Origin of the sequence: Paenibacillus nuruki, assembly GCF_001721045.1 — a bacterium.
Lineage (GTDB): Bacteria > Bacillota > Bacilli > Paenibacillales > Paenibacillaceae > Saccharibacillus > Saccharibacillus nuruki.
In genome coordinates, this window is sequence record NZ_MDER01000034.1 from 81,209 (window position 1) to 104,627 (window position 23,419).

Genomic DNA, 23,419 nt, shown 5'->3' on the forward strand with positions numbered 1-23,419 from the left:
TTAAAATACATCGTAGAATCAATGATTCGGAGGAATAGACATGCCTTTATTTGACAAATATATCGGAATAGATTACTCCGGTGCAGATAAGCCCAGATCCAAAATTAAAGGATTAGCGGTAGTGCAATCCAGTCAAGGATCAGCTGCGTCTTTAGTCTATCCATCTACTGCTCAGCATTCAGCTTCAGACAAAGAACATTTGTGGTCGAGAGAAGAAGTCTATTTCTGGCTACGGAATCAGCTACTCTCTAGCCAAGAACGAATGATTATCGGAATCGATCATGGGCTGTCCTATCCTTTATCTGTGTTGCAACAACTAGAATTGGATCAGTGGGATGATTTTCTCAAATGGAGCAATCAGACATGGCAGACGACCAGACTTACAATGAAGCAAAGTAAAGACCAAGCTCATTACACCAATTCGACCGCTAAGCGATTAGTTGAACGTGAATTTGTACCTTCTACCAAAAGTGTCGTCGATCTGGATCGAGTCTCAGGGATGCAAGGTGCAGTCTCTTATTCCACCCATACCGGATTACCGTGGATCTATCGGCTACGATACTGGCAAAAAAGACATGGAATGAACATCCACTTCTGGCCATTTGATGGTAAAATAATACCGGAACACCATCATGTGATCGTCGAAGGCTATCCATCGTTATATAAAAGAAGAATGATGATAGAACCTCATCTATTTAATGTTTCGACTTACAGTGAACATGAACGGGATGCTTATTATATTGCAGAGTGGATGCGCGAACGTGATCAAGAAGATACGTTAGCACCTTATCTTGCATTGCCTACATTAAGCTCAGGAGAGGATCAACTGAGTCTATTAGAAGGATGGGTACTGGGCTGCTTGTAGCAGACGTGATCTACATTCAACATCAGTATGCCAACTCACTGCATCGCGATATCCAAACAACCTTATGGAGGTATACACATGAATAATGCAATTCGTTTATTTACGTTAGCTTATGCAGGTGGCAACGCCTATATTTATAATTCATGGAAAAAATCATTGCAACCGCAGATTGAATTGATTCCGATAGAGCTTCCCGGTCATGGAGCACGGATATCTGAGCCTTTAGTTAGCGATACACAGAGTATCGTGAATGATATCTGGCAACATATACAACCTTATTTTCAAGACCATCGTCCATTTGCTTTTTTCGGGCATAGTATGGGCAGTATTCTTGCTTTTGAAATGATACATAAAGTGTATACCGAAACAGGACGTTATCCGGTAACAAGTCTATTTTCAGGCAGAGTTGCTCCCCATATCCGTAGTGAAAAACAATGGAGTAAGCTACCCGATCAAGCGTTTATTGAAAAAGTCATTACCCTCGGCGGAATACCGGATGTTATACTGGAACATAAGGAATTATTGGAGATGATTATTCCTGTATTGCGTGCAGATTTTAGCCTTGTAGAGCAATATCGCTATGACAGGCAGTATAAAGTATTTCCATTTCCGATCACAGTGTTGACCGGGAAACAGGATCAAATGACAACGATAGATATCGAAGCATGGAGTGAGTATTCATCGCTTGATGCGACATTTAAATCTTATGATGGTGGACATTTCTTTATTAATACTTGCGCAGAACAGGTGCTTGCCGATATCCGAATGATTTTGTTAGAGCATGAGAGGAGCTTATCGTTATGAAAGTCGTATTATCCACATTGAACGCCAAGTATATCCATACATCACTGGCGATTCGTTGTCTCAAAGCCTTTAGTGAGAAGGACTTTGATATTGAACTTGCTGAATTTACAATCAAAGATCCAGTGATGAATATTGTATCTGATTTATTTCAACGTAAGCCTGATGTAATCGGATTCTCTTGTTACATCTGGAATATTGAAGAAACGATTAAAGTGATCGATATTCTCAAAAAAGTAATGCCCGAAGTGAAGATTGTGCTCGGTGGGCCAGAAGTGTCTTACGATACCGAATACTGGATGAAACGTGTAAACAATATCGACTTTATCGTAATTGGAGAAGGCGAAGAAACGTTCCACCATTTACTGCAAGAGATCGAAGGCGCAGGCAAATATCATTTTGTCTACGGGGTTGCTTATCGTAAAGGTGAAGAACTGATTATGATGCCCGGTCGTCCGAAGCTTGATCTGAATGAATTGCCTTCACCGTACCGCTTTGTCGAAGATGTGCCTGAACTGGCGAAGCGTGTTGTTTATTTTGAAACGAGTCGTGGGTGTCCATTTAGCTGTCAATTTTGTTTATCCAGTATTGAGGTAGGTGTGCGGTACTTTGATATCGAACGTACCAAAAGCGATATTCTGTACTTGATTGAACAAGGAGCCAAATTAATCAAGTTCGTCGATCGTACATTTAATATTAAGCGTGACTATGCGATGGAAATGTTTGAGTTCTTAATTGCTAATCATAATGGATGTACCTTCCAATTTGAAATTACCGCAGATATTATGCGTCCAGAAGTATTGGATTATCTGGCAGAACATGCACCTCCAGGTGTATTCCGCTTTGAGATTGGTGTGCAATCGACCAATGATCCAACCAACGAATTGGTGAAGCGTCGTCAGAACTTTACCAAGCTCAGTCGTACCGTAACGAAGATCAAAGAGTCAGGGAATATCGATCAGCATCTGGATTTAATCGCAGGATTGCCACTTGAAGATTACGATACATTCCGCAAAACATTTAACGATGTGTTTGCATTAGGGCCGGAAGAATTGCAATTAGGATTCCTCAAAATGTTACGGGGAACAGGGCTTCGGATCGATGCCGAGAAATATCAGTACACGTACATGGATCATGCACCGTATGAGATTTTGAGTAGCGATAAGCTGACCTTTGACGATATCGTGCGCTTGAAGCGTCTGGAAGATGTGTTAGAGAAGTATTGGAATGCGCATCGGATGGATTATACGCTGAACTATCTGCTGTATAACGAATTCCAGTCGCCATTCGACTTTTTCCAAGAGTTCGGGAATTACTGGGAAGCGCAAGGCTGGCAAAAGATCGGTCATCAGCTGGAAGATTTATTTACCCATTTACAAGCATTCTTAATGGATCGTCAGACCCCGCGGATGAATGTTGTACTGGGACTGATGAAGTTAGACTACTTCCTTAATCACAAATACAAACCACGCAAAATCTGGTGGGACTTCACGATGAACAAAGACCAGATGTCTAGCCATATCAGACATGCGATTCAACAACCGGAAGACTTTTCAACCGAGTTTGTCGAATTGAAATTGAATGACAAAGAACTTCACAAGCATACCGTGATGGAAGAATTACCATTCCGTCTGGATAAAATTCTTGCTGGCGAACCATTAACGGCGAGCGAAGGACGCAGTCTGTTACTGGTAGCGTATCAACAGAATGAACAGCAAAAACCTATATTTTTCACCACTGCTTTATCGCCTGAAGGAGCAGCAATGTAAGATATAGTAGTCCAATATTCATCTTAATAAGATAATAAAAGGATGCTCGTGTATCAATGACACGTAGCATCTTTTTATTATTTTTGATCGTACATATCGTTATCAATAATAAAAAACCACCCGTAAGGATGGTTTAGCCATAGATGTATTGAAAGCGATTACTCCGGTTCCACTCCTGCCACTACCCAACGCTTACTATACTTTTCCATCCGTGGATGTAGTGTTTTGGGTTCTTCCGTCAAAACGATTTTGAGCTTGCTAATCCATTCTTCAAATGAAGAAAACGATGCAAATAAGTTCGCCATCTCAGGAGTCATCAGTAGAAAATAAGGCGATTGATAGTGATCGACTAATGTACGTAATGCCGCTTCGATCGGGGTGTACTTTTTACGTTTGCCGTCCCAATTTTCAACCGTAATGCTTTTGCGACTGGTTTCTCTTTTCCAGGCATGAAGCCGATCTTCACGTTTGTAATAAGCAGATACCGGTTCTTTGGACATGCGTTTAACCGTCAGTTCATGCAGTGGATAGAGTACCAAGCGTGTGAACTGCATATGATCCATCGTGCGTAGTGCCAGATTGAGATCGTCATCTGTTGTATGTTCAAACGAATCGTAGTAGATTAGCGTGCCTTTGCTTTTTTCAATCACAGGTTCTTGTCCATAAGGTACAGTGGTATATGAATTGGATTTCATCAAAATGCCCCCTCATCGTAAACGGATATATGTGTATATAACCCTATTTTGTGAAATTAGACAAGTTTTAATATTGAGGTAGAATGGTAGATAGAAGTTGAATATCACCTATATGAATGGAGGATTATCATGATTAAAGGATTATACGAAGCCTTGTTACCTGTCAAAGATATGAATAGATCGCTCGCTTTTTATGAAAATTTAGGGCTAGAAATCGCTCATCATGGCGAAAGTTTGAGTTTTGTATGGATCGAAAAAGGGGTCAGTTGGTTAGGCTTATGGGAAGGTGAACAGGTCAATACTCCATATCATCCTTCTTTGCGTCATATTGCATTTCGCGTCGATTATGAAGATATCAAGCAAGCCAAAGAATGGTTAGAAGCCAAAGGAATCGCTGTACGTGAAGTGTTTGGTTTTCAACCGATTGCGCCGATTGTATTACCGAATAGACCTCAAGCGCATACCGCTATTTATTTCGATGATCCTGATGGCAACTTATTAGAATTTATCTGTCCTATCGAATTAGACACATCGGATCAAGAACAGATGATGTATTTGCATGAATGGGAAGAATTGCAGTCCAAGCGCGGTAAAGAGTGAGCACATTTATGAATCATGATTTTAATCAATGGTTAGAGCAGACTTTTCCGCAAATGAAGTTAGAAGTGCCTTTGTTTTATAACTTTCCTTTAGGATTACGGTTTGAATTAGGAGTACCTTATCGGGGGATTGATGATCCGACTTATTTTGAACAACTTGAGCAGCGTGCTATCTCTTTATTTGAAGCTGTATTTGCTGAAAGTGAACAAGTATGTGTAATGACTTTTACCTATCAGACTGCATTATCGGATATTGAGCATATTGAGCGCAATGAAGTTCAGGTGTTAGAAAATTATCTACAACTAGAATGTGTTTCACAGGTTAGTATTCACTCTGAACAACCTGATTATGATGAAGATACAGCAGAATTAATGGGATATATTCAAAGTAAATATGTATGGTGTACGGTTGGTGATCTTGATTATGCAGGTATTTTGAAAGCAATTGGTTATACTGATTTTCCAGAGCGAGAAGCTTTTTTAGTAGAAAGAGTATTTTTTATAGAACCCAAGCAAAAAATCATTTTCCATATGTACGATGATCGTGGATTGGATATTGTAGGTATGCAACAAGAGTCATTACAGCGCTTGTATCACCAATATTATGATTGGCTTTTACCTTATGATTTGGAAAAGATGAATCAGGTTTTTGGTATATAAACAAAGGAGGTATTTATGAGCTATACATGGATCGGAAGTGAGCGACCTTTTTTAGATACGCCAACGATCACAGAGCAACAAGGGATACATATAGGATGGTATGGTGGCAATACAGAAGCGGGTGCGAATAAAAATGAAGATGGTTTATTCATCATGCAAAGTGAAGATGGTTCTGTCAAATTAGCTGTTCTTCTGGATGCTCATCAGACAGCAACCAGTGCAGCATTGATTGTACAGACATTGCAACAGGACGAAGCTAAACTTCAAGCGATATTAGAGCATCCTGATGTATTCGACGTATTTGAAAAGTATATTGTGTACTTGTTCTCAAGTGTTGCATTTCGCCAAGCTTGTCAGCAGGTCATCGGAGAAACGTCTTGTCTAATTGTTTTGCAAAAAGAATCGTATCTATGGTGGTTCTCGGTAGGCGATTGTATAGCATATTTGCTTCATCCCGATCTAGCTCACTGGGGACAGTATGGTCTTAATCAACGGCAATTCTACGAATGGATCGGACAGGTCAATACGTTCGATCTGGAAGTTCCTTGTTACACGATTGGCAAAAGACAATTGCGAGCAGGGCATAATATCATCGTCTTAATGACTGACGGTGTAGTCGATACGCCTGATCAGTATTTTCAACGTCCTGAACATCTGTATCAAGCATTGGTCAATGATGATAAGCTCCAGCCGAATATGCAGTCGATCTTAGACCATATTCATACCCAACGTGGAAAAGATAGCGCCACCATCATAAGCTGGGAGTACAGCAATTCTCAAGCTCCACAGATGCCATCAGATATGCCCTAAATGAAGATAAGATTCAGCGATTACTACATTCTCAACTATACTAGCGAGCAAGAATGGAGATTGTGATGAACAAACGAGCAGCAGGAATCAGCCTGATTGCCATAGCCGCATTTTTGTATGGTGTGAAATACATGAGTGCTGCGATTTGGGGATCAGGAACAAATACATGGAACAGCGATTTATTTAATAATTTTTTGAATAGTGTAGGTCAAGCCCCTTTGTACCTCAGTTGGATATCTTTAGCGGCGGGAATTGTGTATCTATATCAAGCAGAAGTAGAAGACAATGAGCGTAAACGTCAGCTAATGACTGTTAAGAAACAGCAGAAAATCGAAGAAGAACCACAGCAAAATCCGAATTAAGTATAGTTTGAATCTTAGAGTGAGGTGGAGTACTTGCTCTTTGGTTATAAAATGAAAGACCGTTGCTATAATTGAACGGTCTTTTTAACGTGAGCTATGTTATTTTGTACAACATGATTTTAAATTAGACCAGAAAAAGCTATCCTTATACTGCCAGGGGCTTGTACTCTTCTTATTAAATGATGACAGATACTTCGCGTGCTTGAATATCTAATTCTTGCGCAGCTGATGAAATTTTAGTGAAGTCACTCATCGCTACTTGAATCTGTTGTTGGCTTTGTTCTACAGTTGATTGTGCTTCATTTGTGCCTTTAGCGATTTTCTCAATCTCTTGAGTAATTGAATCTACACTATCACGTACTTCAATAATTGATTTTTCAACCATGGTTGATAATTTACGAACTTCTTTGGCAACCACATCGAATCCACGTCCAAATTCACCAGCATGAGCCGCTTCAATCGCTGCATTGAGCGCAAGTAAATGAGTCTGAGAAGAAATCTCACGAATCGTCTGTACAACTCCTTGAATCGATTGTGCTTGTTGTTGAAGATTAACGAGTGTATGTTTATTTTCAGCAGAGACATCTGCAATTTTGTTGATACTTTGTAGCAGTTCTTGACTACGTTGAATCCCTTTATTCGCACGTTCGCTCATACTATCCGCCATATGTTGCAGTTCAGTCACTACATGAGTCATATGATTTTGTCTTTGAGTGATATTAGTAGCAATCTTGGAGACCCCGATCACTTTCCGGGTACTATCTTCAAAAATAGGCATATACGTAGCTTCTAGCCAGATCGGCTGACCTTGAGCATCCATACGCTCGATTTTATTTTGAAAACTTTCTCCAGACAACAGGCTTTTCCAAAATAATTCGTATTGAGGACTATTTACAAATGCAGGAAAACAAAACCTTTGATGCTCCATACCTTGCATCTCTTCGCGTGTATATCCCATTGTCCGCGCAAAAATATCGTTTACATAAGCTACACGTCGATGAACATCAAACCGAATAATAGCAAGGTTATTTTCCAAAGCTTTGACGACTAAAGTATCCATTGTTTCTTGATTGTAATTTTGCACAAGTAACTCCCTCTCACAAATAAAATCATCCAATTCAGCTATTCTTTTTTTTAAAAGTAGATACGATTATAAGTAGGTATTATTTTTGGATAGAGGTAAAAAATTTATATTTATTATAATATCGACCGTTTCTAAATGTTTAATGAGCATTTAAATCATATATTTCATTAAAAGAATGACATATCGTTTGATTTGGAGGAATTATTGGAACAAGATAAAATAGTGTAGTGATATACAGTTTATATAAAGTCATGTATACTTCATTCTCGGTCAAGTCATCTTTATTATCTAGATAGCGAAAGGACGGTACATATATAATGACAACAGCAGATCAGAATCAACAAGCACAAGAGCAAATTATTCAGGACACAGCACAATTTGTGCAATCCGTTCTTGGTGAAGATACCAGTGGTCATGATTGGTGGCATATCCATAGGGTGGTACAAATGACAGAACGGATTACAGCGGCTGAAGGAGCTAATCGATTCATTACAGTAATGGCGGCTTTACTTCATGATGTAGCTGATGAGAAGTTAAATGATTCTAAAGAAGCAGGTATGCGTAAAGTGACCGACTGGTTAGAGACTCAACCAATCAATGAACAAGATACAGAACATATTGTGGATATTATTGCTACGATGTCTTACAACGGTGGAAATAATCCTCCTGTGCGTACACTGGAAGGACAGATTGTACAAGATGCGGATCGCTTGGATGCGATTGGAGCGATCTCTATTGCGCGTGTCTTTGTGTATTCAGGGCATACGGGTCGTCCGATTCATGATCCAGCTATTCCGGTACGCACATCAATGACACCTGAACAATATCGCAATGAGAAGAGTACAGCGATCAATCATTTTCATGAAAAATTACTCAAATTAAAAGATAAGATCAATACGCCTGCTGCCCGTATTATAGCCGAAGAGCGTCACCGCTATATGCAAGAGTATGTAGATCGTTTTTATAAAGAATGGAATGGCGAAATCTAAATGTAGACATCCTATACAAAGACTTGTGCAAAGAGAATAATCTTTCACAGGTCTTTTTGTATATACAACGATATAGGCAAAAGATCATGTACACTACTGATGTCGCTCGGTTGTTCTGTTCTTTATGAAACGGTATACTGGAAAGTAAGATCTTAACGAAAATTGATATTAAATTCTATGTGTATTTACTGAAGTACTACTTTGTTACAATACTTACTTCTAGCTGATATTATTCTTGGGAGATGGATAGTTAAAGAGATCAATCTACAAGAAATACTACATCAAGGAGCGATACAACATGAAACGTTTTTTTGATGAATTAGGAGAACCATATAGTTTCTGGTATTCATTACATCATGGCAAACCTGTACTGGTAGAGTGCCCCAAATGTGCAAGCCCTGCCTCTATCACCGATAATGAATCAATCGAAATGCAATGTTCTCATTGTTTTTATAGTCAAACGTATCAAATAGACTATGATTATACAGCAAGCGGTGTATGTACCTTTTGTGAGCGCTGGTTTAATGAGTCAGTCACAGATAAAGGACAGCATCATCATAAAAATGTACATATTCGCTGTCCGTATTGTCAGACCACTAATCAAGTACCTCTCAACAAGAAAACATCCAACCGATATTCTTTAGGATTTGAGATTAGAGATGGGAAAGATCCATTGTTTCAACTGAACCTATATTTGCTGACCCATTATCGGGGCAAATTAATCTGGGCACTCAATCATGAACATTTAAATTATCTGATTGATTATATTTCGGCTGATCTACGGGTTAAGCCTTCTGTGTATATTAAGCGTCATGCGTCTTATCGATTACCCAAGTATATGAAAGACGCTAAAAATAGAGATGGAATCGTCAAAGCGTTACACAAGTTACAGCATAAGTACGAACATACCCATAGTATGGTGTGATGCTATTTGCCCAAAGAGGAGGAATATTCTATGAATCCACATCAACAGCACATCGTTGATTTGCATGAAAAAGGAGAATTACAGCATGCTCAGTTTGATCATTTTGTAGAGCTGTTGCCTGTGATGAATAAGATTGAAAATCAATGGTTATATCTCAATGTGAAGAAATGGGAACAGAATCCGCTGGCTACACCTATTTATTATTTTAATGAAGATTGGCTCAATGAATTGGAGTATCAAGGCGGAACCATTACGAATGCTCGTGAGGATATCTTTCCGGATTGGGTGGATGATCATGCGATACAGACATGGTTAGAATTAGCGACGTTTGAAGATATTATTGATATTTTGAGCAATACCGGGCAGACACCAACACCTGAAATGATGGTGATTGCGATTAATTATTATTATGAATACGATGCTTTTCTAGAATATGATGACGTGGTCGCTAGAATGGATAATCATTAATATTATTGAAGGAGTTGTATGGTATGAGTGAGTCAGATACATATCGGTTTCAAGTAAATCTTAGTGGAATGATCAATATTTTATCCAATCATTTGTATAGTAATCCTAAAGTGTTTTTACGTGAAGTGTTGCAGAATGCAGTTGATGCTGTAACCGCTCGTTCTCAGCAAGATCCTACGTATCAAGGAAGTATCCATCTTGAATTAACCGGTACAGGTGCTGGGTCGACATTGATGATCGAAGACGATGGAATTGGCTTAACTAGAGAAGATGTGCATGAGTTTTTGGCAATGATCGGTCAATCGTCTAAGCGTGGTGGAGCAGATGCGTTTACGCAAGAGACCTCATTTATCGGACGATTCGGGATTGGATTATTATCTTGTTTTATGGTCAGTGATGAGATTGTGATGGTGACTCAATCTGCCAAAGGTGGCAAAGCGCTAGAATGGCGTGGTAATCCAGATGGTACATATCATATTCGTGAGTTAGAGACAGAGTTATCTCCAGGAACCAAAGTATATTTACGTTGTAAGCCTGATTGTGAAATGTATTATGAATCGGAGTTGTTACAACAATGGATCTATGATTATGGGGCGCTATTGCCATACCCGATTACATTCCGTGATGGACAGACTCAGCGTATTGTGAACGATCAGCGTCCGTTATGGTTAGATGATCCAGAGCGAGCACGTGGGCATCGTGAAGAAGTATTGCAATTGGGACAACGTTTACTAGGAGAGAAGTTTCAAGATTATATCCCTTTGAAGACTGCTTCTGGACGCACAGGTGGGATTGCGTTTATTTTGCCACACTCGGTCAATCTGAATGTTAAAAAATCCAATCGTGTGTATCTCAAGTATATGTTGGTCTCAGAAAAAGCAGAAAACATTTTGCCAGACTGGGCGTTTTTTGTGAAAAGTATCATCTGGACCGATGAGTTACAGCCGACAGCATCTCGTGAACATTTTTATGAAAATGAGAAACTGGAACAAGTACGTCAGGAGTTAGGAGATAGTATTCGTGCTGAATTGTTACGGATGGCTGAATACGATCCTGATCGACTGCAACGGATTATTCAATTACATGCATTATCGATGAAAGCTCTGGCGGTTGAAGATATATCCTTTTTCCAGATTATCTATCGCTGGTTGCCTTTTGAAACGACATATGGTCGCCGTAAAGTGCATGAATTAATGGCCGATGGACAGAAGATGTATTACACGACAAGTCTGGATGAATATCGTCAGATTACACATGTGGCTTCTGCTCAATCATTGTTAGTGGTCAATGGTGGTTATGTGTATGATGCCGAACTGATTGCTTTACTTCCTGAAGTGTGTGCAGAAGCGCAGACAGAGCGCTTGATTCCAGAAGATGTCTCGCTTGCTTTTACTGATATTACCGCAGATGAACGTAAGCAGTATTATGAGGCTGTTCGCTATGCGGATGTGGCTTTGCAACGATTCCGCTGTCAGATTCAACTTAAACGGTTCAAGCCGGAAGATTTGCCAGCATTATTTACTTTGTCGCAAGAAGCTTCTGATCTGCGCTCGATTGAAACATCCAAATCAGTCAGTCCGCTAGCATTAACTTCAGTCTTGCAGAGCTTAAGTTCTTCGCTACAAGAATCTGCTTATTCGACACTGTATCTGAATATTAACAATTCGGTTGTAGAACGTATTTTCCAAGCCAAAAATGAAAGTATGATCGTTGTGGCTATTGAGATGTTATATGTAAATGCATTAATGATGGGACATTACCCGATGAACAGACAAGAGATGCAAGTATTAAATCAAGGAATTGTTCGCTTTTTGGATTGGGGATTATCGGCGAATAACGATCAAGGAGGACATACGGAATGAATCATCAACCAGAACAGATAAATCCAGATTTTGAAGATATTATGGATCAAGCTTATAGTTTACCAAATGGACGAGCCAAGATTGCTTTATTAGAAGAAGCGATTCGGATTGCAGATAGTCTTGGTGATGTTGAACAGGGCTATAGTGCACGTGAAGAATTAGTAGAAACATGTACTTTTAGCGGTCATCCGATGAAAGCACTGGTTGCATTCTCATGGTTACTTGGACAATTTGATCAACAACCGGATGAATACGATGATTTTACATTATTATGGTCGTACAAGTGGATTCTGGATTCGATTGCTTCTTTTCCAGAAATTAACCGGGCACAAATTGAAGAATTGCTAGCTGATATGCGTAGACGTTACGAACAATTCGGATACAGTGAGCGTTCTTATTATTACTATCGCTTTTCAATACTCAAAGATTATGGTGAAGTAGAAGAAGCACAACACTTTTTGGATAAGACCAAAGCGATGGATCGTGATGAGATGAGCGATTGTGAAGCATGTGAACAACATCAATTCGTAGAGTTCGAAGTGATGAAAGGCAATGACGAGCAGATCATTCGCACAGCTAGACCTATTTTGAGAGGTCGAATGACATGTGGCGAAGTTCCTCATCTGACATTATCGAAAGTGTTAATGCCATTGTATCGTCAGGGTAAATTAGAAGAAGCAGAGAAATATCAAAAACAAGGCTATCGCCTGATCAAAGGCAATCGTGACTTTGTACTTCATTCGGGTGAGCATATGTATTACCTGTTAAATATCGATCTTTTGCAGGCTTTGGAAGTATTTGAACAATGGGTTGGATTATCTTTGGATCATGAGAATCCGCGTGATAAGATGATGTTTAATGCGTATGCAGCTGTCCTGTTCAAGCGTCTGGTTGCTGATGGCAATGTAAAATCTGTCAAATTACCAGCTGGCTATCCCTATCCAGAAGAAGCTAATGATTTGCCAGCTATAGCGAGTCGTCTAGAACAAATGGCACTAGAAACAGCAGGGCGGTTAGATCAGCGCAATGGAAATCGTTATTATACGACTTTGATTCAGCAATTATAAATCAGGCTGTTATTTACAAGTTAGATACATTCGTTCGTATTGCAGATACATGTTCTCTATATACTAAACCTAACGAATCATTGACAAAGAGGAGAGAACAGAGAATGAATAGGTCTACACGTAAAAATAACGATAACCAACAATGGAGTCGATTGCAGATATCATCAGGTCTATGGAAAATCAGTCTATTGATCGTAGGCTTGATGATCGTAGCAGGGTGTGGTAATTCTCAGCAACAAGCAACACCTACAACTTCTGGATCCACGACTCCATCTGACAATAATATTGTAGAACCGTCCGTCACAGCGTCTACACCGGCGACAGCAGAGCCACAATCTTCAGAAGAGACTATTCCCGAACAGTCAACACAAAGTGAAGATACAGACGATACAGATACCTTTTCAGGAACAACAATTCTCAAAGCTGCTAAAGAAGGCACATTGCCTGATTTGCCTAAAGGTCTAGCATTAGGATCAAGCCGTGAGACATTATTTCAATTAAAAGGGAAGCCAGAATTAGGTGATACGGATGTTCCAATGTTGAGTTATGGTACATTCGATGTGGCTTTCGATGGAAAAGACAAAATAGTGGAACTCACATCTAGTGCAGACGCTTATAAAAAGTTGAAAATGGATACTATTATCACTGAATTGGGTAAGCCTGATGAAAAAAATGATACGTCTAAAGATGTAGCTTATACAGCAGAAGCTACGTATCAAATGACCAATCAAGATATTCCTAAGTATTTTCTTGTCTTTTCGTATCATACTCAAACTCAAAAGATACAATATGTTCGGTTGTATGAAGAGATTCAGTAATACACAAATAAGCAACATATAGATATAGAAAGGCACTCTTTACGAGTGTCTTTTTGTTTTGATCATAAATTGTTAAATCAACAGATAAAGAGTCAGTCTATTTCACTTGCTCCTGGATCACAAATAAAAGTCGACTTTCCAATGAAGCCTGCTAAAATAGAAGTATACATGGTAAAAAATGGGGAGTACTTTCCAGTAGAACTAAATCAATCTGGACAGTATTCACTACCTGAAAAGTCTGATGATGATGTGCAGCATGCACTTTCTGCGACATGGAATAAAGATAACAACAGTCAGTATTATTTTGGCATGCATATTCGTTAAGCTCAAAAAGGATCTTATTTTGTCAAAGGAGGATTTTCAATGAATTATAGTCAACGACTTCAGAATCTGGTATTGCATTTTCAGACCGAATTGAACCGTATTCCTCAAGACGAATTCAGCGCCAAAGCGCATCCTGCCAAATGGTCTAAAAAAGAAATTGTGGGTCACTTATGTGATTCGGCTGCGAATAATTATATACGCTTTGTCAAAATAGCTCTGTCGGATTATCCGATTCCACTTGAAGGATATGATCAAGATCGCTGGGTAGAACTGAATGATTATCATAATAGTTATGATCCATATGATGTGATTCAGCTCTGGATCAATCGTAATGTTCAGATTGCTACTGTACTGGCACAGATTCCAGAAGAAGATTATACCAAAGAAGGTATTTTGCCTTCCGGTGAAAGTGCGACACTCGACTGGTTAGCTGCGGATTATATTGAACATATGATTCATCATTTCCGTCAGATTCTTGGTAATGAACGCATTGAGACGATGATTAACCAAAGTAAAAAGTCCAAAGTTGAACATCGTTAAATAACATAGTATATTCATACAGATCATATTCCTACTGTCATACAGGGATATGATCTATTTGCATTTATTTGATAAGGAAAGTAGGTTATACATACGATGATCTCTGTGATTAAAGAATTGAAAGTAGAGGAACTTGAACCTTTGGTGCTCCAAAGTGAACAAGAAGGATTTAGACATATCCGTCGATTGGTTAACGAATATCAGTCAGGAGAAAATACATTTTCAGGTCAAGGCGAAGTACTATATATTGCCCACGAACAAGAGCAGATTGTCGGTGTCATCGGACTGAATCAAGATCCTTTTTCCGATCAATCTACAGGTCGTGTACGCCGATTGTATGTTCATCCAGACTATCGTCATCGAGGAATTGGTACGCAATTGGTGCAAAAAGTGACTTCTGAAGCAAACAAGTTCTATAATATACTGGTACTGCGTGCAGATAGTGAGCAAGCCAGTCAGTTCTATCTAGCGCTAGGATTTAAGCCGGATTCTCATGATCCACATCGTACTCATTACAAAGTATTATAATGTTCTCACATGTATAGGAGCTGATTCTGTTTTGCCGAAACAAAGAAAAAAATGGATTTTGATATTGATCTTTTTTGCACTGATTTTGAGTATGGTGGCTACTGTCCCAAGTGAAAAGTCTTATAATCAATGGTTAGCCACTCAATACAATCTAAAGTGTACAAGTGATACAGTAACGAGAGATTGTAGTATTAATGGACAAGCGATTGAACGGAAAGACAAAACAGAACGTCATTTGTTTCTTTATAAAAAAACGACAGATGAATACTCGACCAATAAAGGAAATTTGACGATCAAATCGTTAGGAATATTTGGTCATTACTTTGATATATCTTCCTCATAAAGCTGTATATATTAGAGCGTTTACACTGCGTTGATATTTTCTATTTTTATTTACAAAAATCTGGATTGACAACGATAGTTCTCCCCCTTAAAATGACGATAAGCCACATAGGCGAAGTTGAAATGAAGAGAGGGGACTATCATGCTGCAAGTCATCCGTAGAGTGCTGGAATGGTTGTTTGTCGATAACAAACAGGTATATCAATTCAGTGATGTGTTTTGTGAAGATAGCGGGTTTGTCGTCTATATTCCTGAACAGAAATAGCAGGTAGTCTATAATCGTCTTATCAATCGATAAGCCCTATGATTTTTTTGAAAATCAGCCGCAAGCATAGATGAGTGATCATCTAAGTGTTGCGGCTTTTGTAATGCTTTCTAAACATACGTATAATGAAGATATATTTAACCTACTCATACACAGAAGGGGATTATGTACATGTCAGAATTACAAAAAGCTACATTTGCCGGAGGATGTTTCTGGTGCATGGTTACTCCATTCGAAGAATTACCAGGTATTCATGGAATCGTATCTGGATATACAGGTGGACATATCAAAAATCCAACGTACGAACAAGTCAAAACAGGCAATACCGGTCATTATGAAGTCGTTGAAATTACATTTGATCCGTCATTATTTGCTTACGAGAAATTGTTAGAATTGTACTGGCCACAGACCGATCCAACCGATGATGGCGGACAGTTCCAAGATCGTGGAACACAGTATCGTACCGCTATTTTTTATCATAATGAAGAACAGCAAGAATTAGCACTTCAGTCCAAAGTAGAACTGGCAGCAAGTGGTCGATTTACACAACCGATTGTCACTGAAATTTTGCCTGCATCTGTGTTCTATCCTGCTGAAGAATATCATCAAGATTATCACAAAAAGAATCCAAAACATTATAAAGAAGATCGTGAGCAATCCGGTCGGGACGAATTTATTGATAGCAACTGGCAACAGTCTTAAAATAGCAAGAGTAGAGGAGAATAGATAATGAAAAAGTTACGTTCACTGTTTGGTAAAAAGTCAGATGACACGAATGAATCTCATGAAGAGTCTACACCAAAGACTTCCACTTCTCCAACAGAGTCTGCTACAGAACCACAGAAAGTGAATCTAGCCAATCCTGAATTTCAAGAAATGGATCGGTTGCGTGAATTGTTTCAACAAGAGAAATTTAGTGAAGTTTTGCAAGAAGTTGAACCTTATCGTTCCTCTCTAGATACGTATGTGGTGAAAGAAGCGTATGGTTTGACTGCTTTGTCTTATTTTCGATTAGAGCAATATGAACAAGCACGAGCTACATTTGAATGGTTATGCAATGAGTATGGAGATATCAATGATTGGTTTAATTTAATGACTTCGGCTATTCTGGCAGGTAAAATCGATCAGGGCATGGAAGCTTATACACAAGCCAAAGAATTACGTGCACACGCTGAAAATGATGAAGGTGTACCTATTCCGCAGATGATGTACTATGCTTGCCGTGCACTTGCAGATGCTAAGGAATATGATCGTGCATTTAAAGTATTAAATGAATTAGTTGATATCCATAAGCAACTTCATATTACAGATGATACGTTCTTATATATGCGTGGAGTGCCTATGTTACCTCATACGATGGAAGCCGCCAAAATTATTTTAACAGCTCGCAAAGATAAAATGGATATTGATACATGGTTTGCGATGTTAGATGCTTCGCTGGATGAAGAAGGCAGAGAAATAGCACGACAGACCAAACAGCAAATTATAGCTGTTCAATAAGGAGCAAAGGTGGATGAGCTATATCACTGAACTAAGAGCAGTTGTAGGAAGCAGACCTCTTATTATGGCTGGTGCTACTGTTATATTAGTAAATGATCAACAACAGATCCTTTTGCAAAAGCGTGTAGATAATCATTGCTGGGGATTACCCGGTGGAAGTATGGAACTTGGCGAGACATTAGAACAAGTCGCTAAGCGAGAACTAGAAGAAGAAACAGGTTTGGTAGCTGTGCATTTGCAGCTACTGGATATCTTCTCCGGCCCTGATCTATATTATCAATATCCGCATGGGGATGAAGTCTATAATGTTGTAGCAGCTTACGTATGTAGAGAGTATACAGGTTCACTTCAAGCGCAATGTTCTGAAGTCCAAGAATTACAATTTTTTGACCTTTTTGTATTACCACAGATGATCAATCCACCTGATCGTCCTATTATTCAATCTTTTACGCAATCATTTCTAGGAAGTGATCGTGATGCTGTCACCGAAAGGAATCCAAACGATTGAAAAAAACCATTATCGTATTGTTGCTTATTGTATTGGTTGGATGTGAAAATCAGTCTACTCCCACACAACCGGTAACAGCTAAAGTCATTCGAACACCTGATCGACCTGTAACCAATACTACTGAGGCACCCACTTCAGAAAAAGGATTAACCACAGATCTGATCGAACAGTATGAAGCCAAAGAAGCTACAAAAAAAGCGAAAAAACAACAGAAAATGATCCAATTACATGTTGTACCGAATACCGATGCTGAATATCAAAAGTTACAAGCACAGACATGGGATAATATCGTTATCGCGAAAGTGAATATAAATCAGCAAAAAGTAAGTACCGTGCGAACATGGATCGATCATTATCGTAATGGACAGTTCAAAGAACAAATGCTGTATAACAATTTTGCTATTCCAGACGGAGAAAAAGAAATGTCGATTAGCTCTTATTCTAAAAGAGAAGATAATCGCCATGAGACGGTTGTGATTATGATTCAAGTGGGATTAAATTCTACCAGCTTAGAGTATACATATCTTCCAGTACATGCTTCTACATCCATGTCGAGTACCTTGTTGGATCAGCGATCAATTCCGATCAATACGACGGTTGATCTTTCTATGCGTGTCAACAATGATGGTCAACACACTATGACAAGTAGCAATCTAGCTGAAACGATCAAAAATAACAAAGAAGTATTTGTGTTACGTGCCAAATGGGTGGGGTTGTCCAAATGAATCATTCCCACCTATAATGAACAAGTCATCCGTAGAACGATGATGTAGAGGGGTTATTTATATTTTAGACAGAAAAGAGATGATCGTATGGCGTTAAACAATCCAGCACTTAGTGAAAAAGCATTTTCGGATTTTAAAGAAAGTGATTTTAAAGCAGGAGCAATGACGGTTGGCGGTACTGTTGGAAAAACAATGGTACTTCTTGCTTTGCTAATGGTTGCAGCAGTGTACACATGGTATTTGTATTATCAAGGACAAGATGTGACTGGTTTTCTGATCGTAGGTTTGATCGGTAGTCTGGTGACTTCGCTAATTACTATTTTTTTCAAAAGAGCAGCCTTTGTAACAGCACCTTTATATGTGATTTTGAATGGACTGATGTTAGGTGCGATTTCAGCATGGACCGATTATAGTTATCCGGGAATTGTTATCAATGCGATTCTGATTACGGTAGGGACATTATTCTTGATGCTAGCTATTTATACATTACGTATTATCAAAGTCACACCAGGATTTGCGCTAGGTATCGTGATTTGTACGGCTTCAATTGCACTTGTTTATCTGATTGATATTATTTTAGGATTTTTTGGAATCAGTGTACCGTTTATTCATGAAACTGGTTGGATCGGTATCGGGATTAGCTTATTTATCGTAGCGATTGCTGCACTGAACTTATTGCTAGACTTTCACTTCATTGAGACTGAAGCTCAATCAGGTGCACCTAAGTATATGGAATGGTATGCAGCCTTTGGTCTAATGGTGACCTTGATCTGGTTGTATATGGAAATTCTGCGTTTGTTATCTAAGCTGAATAGTCGTAACTAATCTACAGTATATTCGTTATAGTCTATTCATCATGCCTTGTTCCTAATTATAGGAGCAAGGCTTTTTGTATTATACCTTGAATGAAATCGGGAAGACCCTTATACTAAATCAAACTTATTATCGTTATCCCATATAAAAGCATCATAATCCCTATAATCAAAGGAGTGTTATATCTATGGTTCGTATAGAACAAGTTCTACCTACTGATCAGCATTTGAGAAGATTAATTCAGGCATTAGATGAAGATCTACTACAGCGGTATGATGAAGAAAATATTTATACAATTGATCTGGATCATCCTGATACCCTTAAAACTACTTTTATGGTGGCTTATGTAGATGATACACCAGCAGGTTGTGGTGCTATTCGTTCATTGGATGCAGACAGTGTAGAATTGAAACGATTTTTCGTCGACTCTACATATCGTAGACAAGGGATTGCTGGTAAAATGCTACAAGCATTAGAGCAGAGAGCGATTGAACAGGGTTGTCAATGGATTCGCTTGGAGACAGGTGCAGAACAATTTGAAGCGACAGCTTTTTACGAACGCAATGGTTATTATCGTATTCCTGTCTTTGCGGATTATAAAGATGATGGTATTAGTTTATGTTATGAGAAAAAGCTTGATTTGGATAAATAAATACTATTCTAGCGCTTTACCTGAACTTTACACAATACAGACTCCACGCTAACAATCATCGCCTATATTTAAATCGATGGGTATGACACGCCATACATAGCGTAATCGCGACAAGGAGCAGATGAAATGTTGAAGAACATAGGTAAAACGGCTTTATTGATGGCAGGAATTAGTATTACAGCAGCGGTAGCGAGTCCGCTGGTACATGCAGCAGAAGGTTCATCCGTGCCGCTTAGACAATCGATCGAGGCTATCGGTGGCAAAATGTACTGGGACGGAGAAGATAAAGCAGCCTTTTTCCAATTGAAAAATGGAATTACAGGTTCGATTACAGTGGGTGAGAAGAAATACCGACTGGCTGGCAAAAGCGGCGTATTGGAACAAGCTGCTCATTTACAACAGGGAGCTACCTATATTCCACAAAGCTTGCTGACAATGATCACTGCTGAAAATGCCAAATTCAATGATCCTGCTGATGCTATCCCTGTATTTTCGGTTCAGCCTACAGGCGAGACAGCTGCTGTAGAGTCAGGTGAAGATGCAGCAGATGATCCAGCGATCTGGCTTGATCCATCCAACGCAGCCAACAGCAAGATTATTGCTACGAACAAAGGCGGAGGCATGTTGGTCTATGATCTGAAAGGCAAAGAGTTACAATCTTATCCTACAGGTAAAATGAACAATACCGACCTTCGTTACGATTTTCCATTGAACGGTAAAAAAGTGGATATTGTTGGTGCGACCAATCGTTCAAGCAATACGATTGATATCTTTTCGTTTAATGGTCAGACAGGCGCACTTCAAAATATCCTTGCTACACCAATCAAATCCAAAATGGGTGAAGTATACGGATTTAGCTTGTACCATAGTGTAAAAACAAACAAATACTATGCGCTTGTTTTGGGTAAAGAAGGCGAATTCGAACAATATGAATTAATGGATAATGGTAGAGGCAAAGTAAAAGGATCATTGGTACGTCAATTCAAGCTGGATACGCAATCAGAAGGTATGGTTGCTGATGATGAATATGGCACATTATATATTGCTGAAGAAGATGCAGCGATCTGGAAATACAGTGCAGAACCTGATGGTGGTACCAAAGCTTTGAGCACAGTCGATGTTGCAGATGGTCGTCGTCTCCATGATGATATCGAAGGTTTAACCCTTTATTATGGTGCAGATGGAACAGGTTACTTGATGGCTTCAAGTCAAGGTAATAACACGTATGCTGTCTATGATCGCCAGAATAACAATCCATACATCGCTAACTTTACGATTAACGATGGCAAAGGTATCGATGGCACGACAGAAACCGATGGTATTGATGTATTAGGTGCGAATATGGGTAGCCAGTATCCGTATGGTGTATTTATTGCTCAAGATGATGAGAATTTGCAAAATGGTAAAAAGCTTAATCAAAACTTCAAGCTTGTACCATGGCAGTCGATTGATGCGGGTCTACATGAAGGTGTAGATATGACGACCAACACTAGCCCTGATCCACGAAAATTAGAAAATCGTCAATAAGGTATAGATGTATCGCTATACACTAATTTATTAAATAGTTGTAGGGTTTACTTCTACACATACAGACAAAAGTATCTTTCAAGATGCTGTTGTCTGTATTTTTTTATATTATCTATACCCATTTCTCTTCAAAGCAGATATAATCTTCAAATATAAAAAAGATAGGAGTGAGTAACCGTGTGGGGAATCGAACATTATTGGATTTTTATTTTGTCTAGTATTTTGCTCAATATAACACCGGGCAGTGATACGATTTATATTTTAAGTCGTAGTATTTTTCAAGGGAAAAAGGCAGGGATCATGTCAGTATATGGTATTGTCTCAGGTTCATTAGTACATACATTACTTGCGGGTCTTGGACTTTCTCTTATTCTTATGCAATCTGCGCTTGCTTTTAATATTGTTAAATGGATTGGGGCTGCCTATCTGATCTGGTTGGGTATTCGTTCGATTATGGCTCGGCACGAAGATAAACCATCGATGCAAGCTGTAGAGTCACAAAGCAATCGTAAAGTGTATTTGCAAGGCATGATGACCAATGTACTGAATCCCAAAGTTGCGCTGTTTTACTTAGCGTTTATCCCTCAATTTGTCAGCCCTGAACAGACGTATGGAGCAATTCCTTTTATCCTGCTCGGACTTACTTTTAGCACGACCGGGATACTATGGTGTATGTTATTGGTTCTGTTTTCTAGTAAAATGGCACAGCGTCTTCAATCCAGTCGTATCTCTACATATATGAACAAGATTACAGGTAGTATTTTTATATTATTAGGTCTGAATCTGTTACGTACTTCGCGTAATGTTTCATCGTAATTCTTTATCATTTTGAAAAAAATAAAGCCGTCTCTACCTACATAGCATAGGAGAGATGGCTTTATTTGGATGTAACGGGTTTAGTGGATAGGTGTTCATTGAGCCAATGAATCACATTTGCAGTCACTTCATCACGATTGGTATCATTTAGCGTCTCATGTCGGCTGTCTGAATACAAGTCGAGCTTCACATCTTCTAACCCTAACTGAAGATATTGTTGATACAACTGCTTGACCCCTTTACCGTATTGTCCGACAGGATCACGTTCGCCGCTAAATAAATACACAGGCTTATTCGGTGGAATACGCTTCATATGATCGGGTTGATGAATCTCTAACAACAATTCAAAAAAGTGAACATAAAAACGAACAGAAGGTAACTTCCCACAAAGTGGATCATTCATAAATAAAGATACTTCTTCAGGATCACGTGATAACCAATCAAACGTTTTACGTGGACGTGGGAGCCCTTTATTGTATGAAGCAAACACAATGATATTTAACAATAGACTACGATGTACTTGTCCACGCAGTCGTTGCTGAAGATGAGCAATCTGCTTACCTACACGGAGTAGATTACGCTTTCCATTTGTACCGGACAACATAAATCCATCATACAGATCAGGTTGCTCATACATCACCTTTTGAATAATAAATGAACCCATACTATGTCCCATAATAAAAAGGGGTGTATTCGGATGATGATCTCGAATCCACTCAGATAATTGCATCACATTCTGAGTCATCCAATAAAATCCGTTATCTCCTGGATCGCCTAAATATTCAGGCCCTGAAGCCGTTAATCCATGTCCACGTTGATCATGAGCATAGACTATAAATCCTTGCTCAGTTAGCGATTCTGCGAATCGTTTGTATCGTTTTGCAGTTTCAGACATGCCATGAGTAATCTGAACAATTCCGCGTAAAGGTCGATGATTCTGATCATCTTCTGGAAGCCATTCATATACATGGACAGCTACATTTTCAGGATCAGTCATTTTAAATGTACGTTCTAGCATCGTATTCCTCCTTGCAAATAACCTGTACAAATCTACATAATTGATGTAGATCTGTACAGGTCTATTGTTGTCTGACTTGGAACCTAT

General features: G+C 39.0%; 29 protein-coding genes. 26 read left to right on the forward strand and 3 right to left on the reverse strand.

All coding sequences use genetic code 11. The annotated features are described in order from the left end of the window. Nucleotides 1-40: 40 nt before the first annotated feature. The 3 genes from PTI45_RS08950 to PTI45_RS08960 all read left to right on the forward strand — a co-directional run bounded on the left by PTI45_RS08950 (nucleotide 41) and on the right by PTI45_RS08960 (nucleotide 3,435). Nucleotides 41-865, forward strand: a complete 825-nt coding sequence (locus tag PTI45_RS08950) for a hypothetical protein (RefSeq protein ID WP_069327215.1) — start codon at nucleotides 41-43, stop codon at nucleotides 863-865. Between the two features lie 78 nt (nucleotides 866-943). After that, a complete protein-coding gene (locus PTI45_RS08955) occupies nucleotides 944-1,669 on the forward strand; it encodes a thioesterase II family protein (RefSeq protein WP_069327216.1) in 726 nt (241 codons plus the stop codon). Then, entirely contained in the window at nucleotides 1,666-3,435 is a 1,770-nt protein-coding gene (locus PTI45_RS08960; RefSeq protein ID WP_069327217.1) for a B12-binding domain-containing radical SAM protein, read from the forward strand. The genes PTI45_RS08955 and PTI45_RS08960 overlap by 4 nt, the downstream gene beginning before the upstream one ends. 158 nt (nucleotides 3,436-3,593) lie before the next feature. Here PTI45_RS08960 and PTI45_RS08965 read toward each other — a convergent pair whose 3' ends face one another. Next, nucleotides 3,594-4,130, reverse strand: coding sequence for a hypothetical protein (locus PTI45_RS08965; RefSeq protein WP_069327218.1), 537 nt, complete (start codon nucleotides 4,128-4,130; stop codon nucleotides 3,594-3,596). Nucleotides 4,131-4,259: 129 nt separating this feature from the next. On the opposite strand from PTI45_RS08965, the gene PTI45_RS08970 reads away from it, so the two are divergent. The 4 genes from PTI45_RS08970 (at nucleotide 4,260) to PTI45_RS08985 (ending at nucleotide 6,561) form a co-directional block, all read left to right on the forward strand. Continuing rightward, the gene (locus tag PTI45_RS08970; protein ID WP_069327219.1) at nucleotides 4,260-4,730 is read left to right on the forward strand and encodes a VOC family protein; all 471 of its coding nucleotides are present in this window, start codon (nucleotides 4,260-4,262) and stop codon (nucleotides 4,728-4,730) included. 8 nt (nucleotides 4,731-4,738) lie between these two features. Next, nucleotides 4,739-5,389: a DUF3885 domain-containing protein gene (locus PTI45_RS08975; RefSeq protein ID WP_069327220.1), complete on the forward strand. Its 651-nt coding sequence runs from the start codon at nucleotides 4,739-4,741 to the stop codon at nucleotides 5,387-5,389. Between the two features lie 15 nt (nucleotides 5,390-5,404). Then, nucleotides 5,405-6,199, forward strand: coding sequence for a PP2C family serine/threonine-protein phosphatase (locus PTI45_RS08980; RefSeq protein WP_069327221.1), 795 nt, complete (start codon nucleotides 5,405-5,407; stop codon nucleotides 6,197-6,199). 65 nt (nucleotides 6,200-6,264) lie between these two features. Further along, on the forward strand, nucleotides 6,265-6,561 hold the full coding sequence (locus tag PTI45_RS08985; RefSeq protein ID WP_069327222.1) for a hypothetical protein: 297 nt from the start codon (nucleotides 6,265-6,267) through the stop codon (nucleotides 6,559-6,561). Between the two features lie 175 nt (nucleotides 6,562-6,736). Here PTI45_RS08985 and PTI45_RS08990 read toward each other — a convergent pair whose 3' ends face one another. Next, on the reverse strand, nucleotides 6,737-7,645 hold the full coding sequence (locus PTI45_RS08990; RefSeq protein ID WP_371748095.1) for a methyl-accepting chemotaxis protein: 909 nt from the start codon (nucleotides 7,643-7,645) through the stop codon (nucleotides 6,737-6,739). Between the two features lie 317 nt (nucleotides 7,646-7,962). Here PTI45_RS08990 and PTI45_RS08995 point away from each other — a divergent pair, with 317 nt between their 5' ends. From PTI45_RS08995 to PTI45_RS09075, 19 genes are all read left to right on the forward strand, one after another. Next, nucleotides 7,963-8,634 carry an HD domain-containing protein gene (locus PTI45_RS08995; protein WP_069327223.1) on the forward strand — a complete coding sequence of 224 codons (672 nt, stop codon included), beginning with the start codon at nucleotides 7,963-7,965 and terminating at the stop codon, nucleotides 8,632-8,634. A gap of 298 nt (nucleotides 8,635-8,932) precedes the next feature. After that, nucleotides 8,933-9,559: a hypothetical protein gene (locus PTI45_RS09000; protein WP_069327224.1), complete on the forward strand. Its 627-nt coding sequence runs from the start codon at nucleotides 8,933-8,935 to the stop codon at nucleotides 9,557-9,559. 30 nt (nucleotides 9,560-9,589) lie between these two features. Next, nucleotides 9,590-10,027, forward strand: coding sequence for a DUF7716 domain-containing protein (locus PTI45_RS09005; protein WP_069327225.1), 438 nt, complete (start codon nucleotides 9,590-9,592; stop codon nucleotides 10,025-10,027). A 23-nt stretch (nucleotides 10,028-10,050) separates the two neighbouring features. Beyond that, nucleotides 10,051-11,889 carry an HSP90 family protein gene (locus tag PTI45_RS09010; protein WP_069327226.1) on the forward strand — a complete coding sequence of 613 codons (1,839 nt, stop codon included), beginning with the start codon at nucleotides 10,051-10,053 and terminating at the stop codon, nucleotides 11,887-11,889. Further along, a complete protein-coding gene (locus PTI45_RS09015; protein WP_069327227.1) occupies nucleotides 11,886-12,956 on the forward strand; it encodes a hypothetical protein in 1,071 nt (356 codons plus the stop codon). The genes PTI45_RS09010 and PTI45_RS09015 overlap by 4 nt, the downstream gene beginning before the upstream one ends. 104 nt (nucleotides 12,957-13,060) lie before the next feature. Then, a complete protein-coding gene (locus PTI45_RS09020) occupies nucleotides 13,061-13,774 on the forward strand; it encodes a DUF4309 domain-containing protein (RefSeq protein ID WP_069327228.1) in 714 nt (237 codons plus the stop codon). A 141-nt stretch (nucleotides 13,775-13,915) separates the two neighbouring features. Further along, the gene (locus PTI45_RS23890) at nucleotides 13,916-14,098 is read left to right on the forward strand and encodes a hypothetical protein (RefSeq protein WP_175425153.1); all 183 of its coding nucleotides are present in this window, start codon (nucleotides 13,916-13,918) and stop codon (nucleotides 14,096-14,098) included. Nucleotides 14,099-14,137: 39 nt separating this feature from the next. Next, a complete protein-coding gene (locus PTI45_RS09025) occupies nucleotides 14,138-14,638 on the forward strand; it encodes a DinB family protein (protein WP_069327229.1) in 501 nt (166 codons plus the stop codon). Nucleotides 14,639-14,743: 105 nt separating this feature from the next. Next, a complete protein-coding gene (locus PTI45_RS09030) occupies nucleotides 14,744-15,166 on the forward strand; it encodes a GNAT family N-acetyltransferase (RefSeq protein ID WP_175425154.1) in 423 nt (140 codons plus the stop codon). A gap of 31 nt (nucleotides 15,167-15,197) precedes the next feature. Beyond that, the gene (locus PTI45_RS09035) at nucleotides 15,198-15,509 is read left to right on the forward strand and encodes a hypothetical protein (RefSeq protein ID WP_069327231.1); all 312 of its coding nucleotides are present in this window, start codon (nucleotides 15,198-15,200) and stop codon (nucleotides 15,507-15,509) included. A gap of 141 nt (nucleotides 15,510-15,650) precedes the next feature. Further along, the gene (locus PTI45_RS24540) at nucleotides 15,651-15,773 is read left to right on the forward strand and encodes a hypothetical protein (RefSeq protein ID WP_273593517.1); all 123 of its coding nucleotides are present in this window, start codon (nucleotides 15,651-15,653) and stop codon (nucleotides 15,771-15,773) included. Between the two features lie 171 nt (nucleotides 15,774-15,944). Further along, on the forward strand, nucleotides 15,945-16,475 hold the full coding sequence (gene msrA, locus PTI45_RS09040; protein ID WP_069327232.1) for a peptide-methionine (S)-S-oxide reductase MsrA: 531 nt from the start codon (nucleotides 15,945-15,947) through the stop codon (nucleotides 16,473-16,475). A gap of 27 nt (nucleotides 16,476-16,502) precedes the next feature. Then, complete coding sequence (locus PTI45_RS09045) at nucleotides 16,503-17,273, forward strand: tetratricopeptide repeat protein (protein ID WP_069327233.1); 771 nt, start codon at nucleotides 16,503-16,505, stop codon at nucleotides 17,271-17,273. A 13-nt stretch (nucleotides 17,274-17,286) separates the two neighbouring features. After that, the gene (locus PTI45_RS09050; RefSeq protein WP_069327234.1) at nucleotides 17,287-17,781 is read left to right on the forward strand and encodes an NUDIX hydrolase; all 495 of its coding nucleotides are present in this window, start codon (nucleotides 17,287-17,289) and stop codon (nucleotides 17,779-17,781) included. Further along, entirely contained in the window at nucleotides 17,778-18,506 is a 729-nt protein-coding gene (locus PTI45_RS09055) for a hypothetical protein (protein WP_069327235.1), read from the forward strand. The genes PTI45_RS09050 and PTI45_RS09055 overlap by 4 nt, the downstream gene beginning before the upstream one ends. Nucleotides 18,507-18,593: 87 nt before the next feature. Further along, on the forward strand, nucleotides 18,594-19,331 hold the full coding sequence (locus PTI45_RS09060) for a Bax inhibitor-1/YccA family protein (protein WP_069327236.1): 738 nt from the start codon (nucleotides 18,594-18,596) through the stop codon (nucleotides 19,329-19,331). 175 nt (nucleotides 19,332-19,506) lie between these two features. Further along, on the forward strand, nucleotides 19,507-19,971 hold the full coding sequence (locus PTI45_RS09065) for a GNAT family N-acetyltransferase (RefSeq protein ID WP_069327237.1): 465 nt from the start codon (nucleotides 19,507-19,509) through the stop codon (nucleotides 19,969-19,971). Nucleotides 19,972-20,097: 126 nt separating this feature from the next. Continuing rightward, nucleotides 20,098-21,498, forward strand: coding sequence for a phytase (locus tag PTI45_RS09070; RefSeq protein WP_245703464.1), 1,401 nt, complete (start codon nucleotides 20,098-20,100; stop codon nucleotides 21,496-21,498). 177 nt (nucleotides 21,499-21,675) lie between these two features. Continuing rightward, complete coding sequence (locus tag PTI45_RS09075) at nucleotides 21,676-22,314, forward strand: LysE family translocator (protein ID WP_069327238.1); 639 nt, start codon at nucleotides 21,676-21,678, stop codon at nucleotides 22,312-22,314. A 61-nt stretch (nucleotides 22,315-22,375) separates the two neighbouring features. Here the strand turns inward: PTI45_RS09075 and PTI45_RS09080 are convergent, their stop codons facing one another. Beyond that, nucleotides 22,376-23,332: an alpha/beta fold hydrolase gene (locus PTI45_RS09080; RefSeq protein WP_069327239.1), complete on the reverse strand. Its 957-nt coding sequence runs from the start codon at nucleotides 23,330-23,332 to the stop codon at nucleotides 22,376-22,378. Nucleotides 23,333-23,419: the final 87 nt, after the last annotated feature.

What these genes read in the sequence shown, in the direction of transcription:
- PTI45_RS08980 (WP_069327221.1), top strand. Translation starts at nt 5,405, where the DNA reads ATGAGCTATACATGGATCGGAAGTGAGCGACCTTTTTTAGATACGCCA.
- PTI45_RS08995 (WP_069327223.1), top strand. Translation starts at nt 7,963, where the DNA reads ATGACAACAGCAGATCAGAATCAACAAGCACAAGAGCAAATTATTCAG.
- PTI45_RS08950 (WP_069327215.1), top strand. Translation starts at nt 41, where the DNA reads ATGCCTTTATTTGACAAATATATCGGAATAGATTACTCCGGTGCAGAT.
- PTI45_RS09010 (WP_069327226.1), top strand. Translation starts at nt 10,051, where the DNA reads ATGAGTGAGTCAGATACATATCGGTTTCAAGTAAATCTTAGTGGAATG.
- PTI45_RS08975 (WP_069327220.1), top strand. Translation starts at nt 4,739, where the DNA reads ATGAATCATGATTTTAATCAATGGTTAGAGCAGACTTTTCCGCAAATG.
- PTI45_RS24540 (WP_273593517.1), top strand. Translation starts at nt 15,651, where the DNA reads ATGCTGCAAGTCATCCGTAGAGTGCTGGAATGGTTGTTTGTCGATAAC.
- PTI45_RS09005 (WP_069327225.1), top strand. Translation starts at nt 9,590, where the DNA reads ATGAATCCACATCAACAGCACATCGTTGATTTGCATGAAAAAGGAGAA.
- PTI45_RS09080 (WP_069327239.1), bottom strand. Translation starts at nt 23,332, where the DNA reads ATGCTAGAACGTACATTTAAAATGACTGATCCTGAAAATGTAGCTGTC.
- PTI45_RS09070 (WP_245703464.1), top strand. Translation starts at nt 20,098, where the DNA reads ATGTTGAAGAACATAGGTAAAACGGCTTTATTGATGGCAGGAATTAGT.
- PTI45_RS09000 (WP_069327224.1), top strand. Translation starts at nt 8,933, where the DNA reads ATGAAACGTTTTTTTGATGAATTAGGAGAACCATATAGTTTCTGGTAT.
- msrA (WP_069327232.1), top strand. Translation starts at nt 15,945, where the DNA reads ATGTCAGAATTACAAAAAGCTACATTTGCCGGAGGATGTTTCTGGTGC.
- PTI45_RS09045 (WP_069327233.1), top strand. Translation starts at nt 16,503, where the DNA reads ATGAAAAAGTTACGTTCACTGTTTGGTAAAAAGTCAGATGACACGAAT.
- PTI45_RS08965 (WP_069327218.1), bottom strand. Translation starts at nt 4,130, where the DNA reads ATGAAATCCAATTCATATACCACTGTACCTTATGGACAAGAACCTGTG.
- PTI45_RS09065 (WP_069327237.1), top strand. Translation starts at nt 19,507, where the DNA reads ATGGTTCGTATAGAACAAGTTCTACCTACTGATCAGCATTTGAGAAGA.
- PTI45_RS08985 (WP_069327222.1), top strand. Translation starts at nt 6,265, where the DNA reads ATGAACAAACGAGCAGCAGGAATCAGCCTGATTGCCATAGCCGCATTT.
- PTI45_RS23890 (WP_175425153.1), top strand. Translation starts at nt 13,916, where the DNA reads ATGAAGCCTGCTAAAATAGAAGTATACATGGTAAAAAATGGGGAGTAC.
- PTI45_RS09015 (WP_069327227.1), top strand. Translation starts at nt 11,886, where the DNA reads ATGAATCATCAACCAGAACAGATAAATCCAGATTTTGAAGATATTATG.
- PTI45_RS09020 (WP_069327228.1), top strand. Translation starts at nt 13,061, where the DNA reads ATGAATAGGTCTACACGTAAAAATAACGATAACCAACAATGGAGTCGA.
- PTI45_RS08970 (WP_069327219.1), top strand. Translation starts at nt 4,260, where the DNA reads ATGATTAAAGGATTATACGAAGCCTTGTTACCTGTCAAAGATATGAAT.
- PTI45_RS09060 (WP_069327236.1), top strand. Translation starts at nt 18,594, where the DNA reads ATGGCGTTAAACAATCCAGCACTTAGTGAAAAAGCATTTTCGGATTTT.
- PTI45_RS08960 (WP_069327217.1), top strand. Translation starts at nt 1,666, where the DNA reads ATGAAAGTCGTATTATCCACATTGAACGCCAAGTATATCCATACATCA.
- PTI45_RS09025 (WP_069327229.1), top strand. Translation starts at nt 14,138, where the DNA reads ATGAATTATAGTCAACGACTTCAGAATCTGGTATTGCATTTTCAGACC.
- PTI45_RS09050 (WP_069327234.1), top strand. Translation starts at nt 17,287, where the DNA reads ATGAGCTATATCACTGAACTAAGAGCAGTTGTAGGAAGCAGACCTCTT.
- PTI45_RS08955 (WP_069327216.1), top strand. Translation starts at nt 944, where the DNA reads ATGAATAATGCAATTCGTTTATTTACGTTAGCTTATGCAGGTGGCAAC.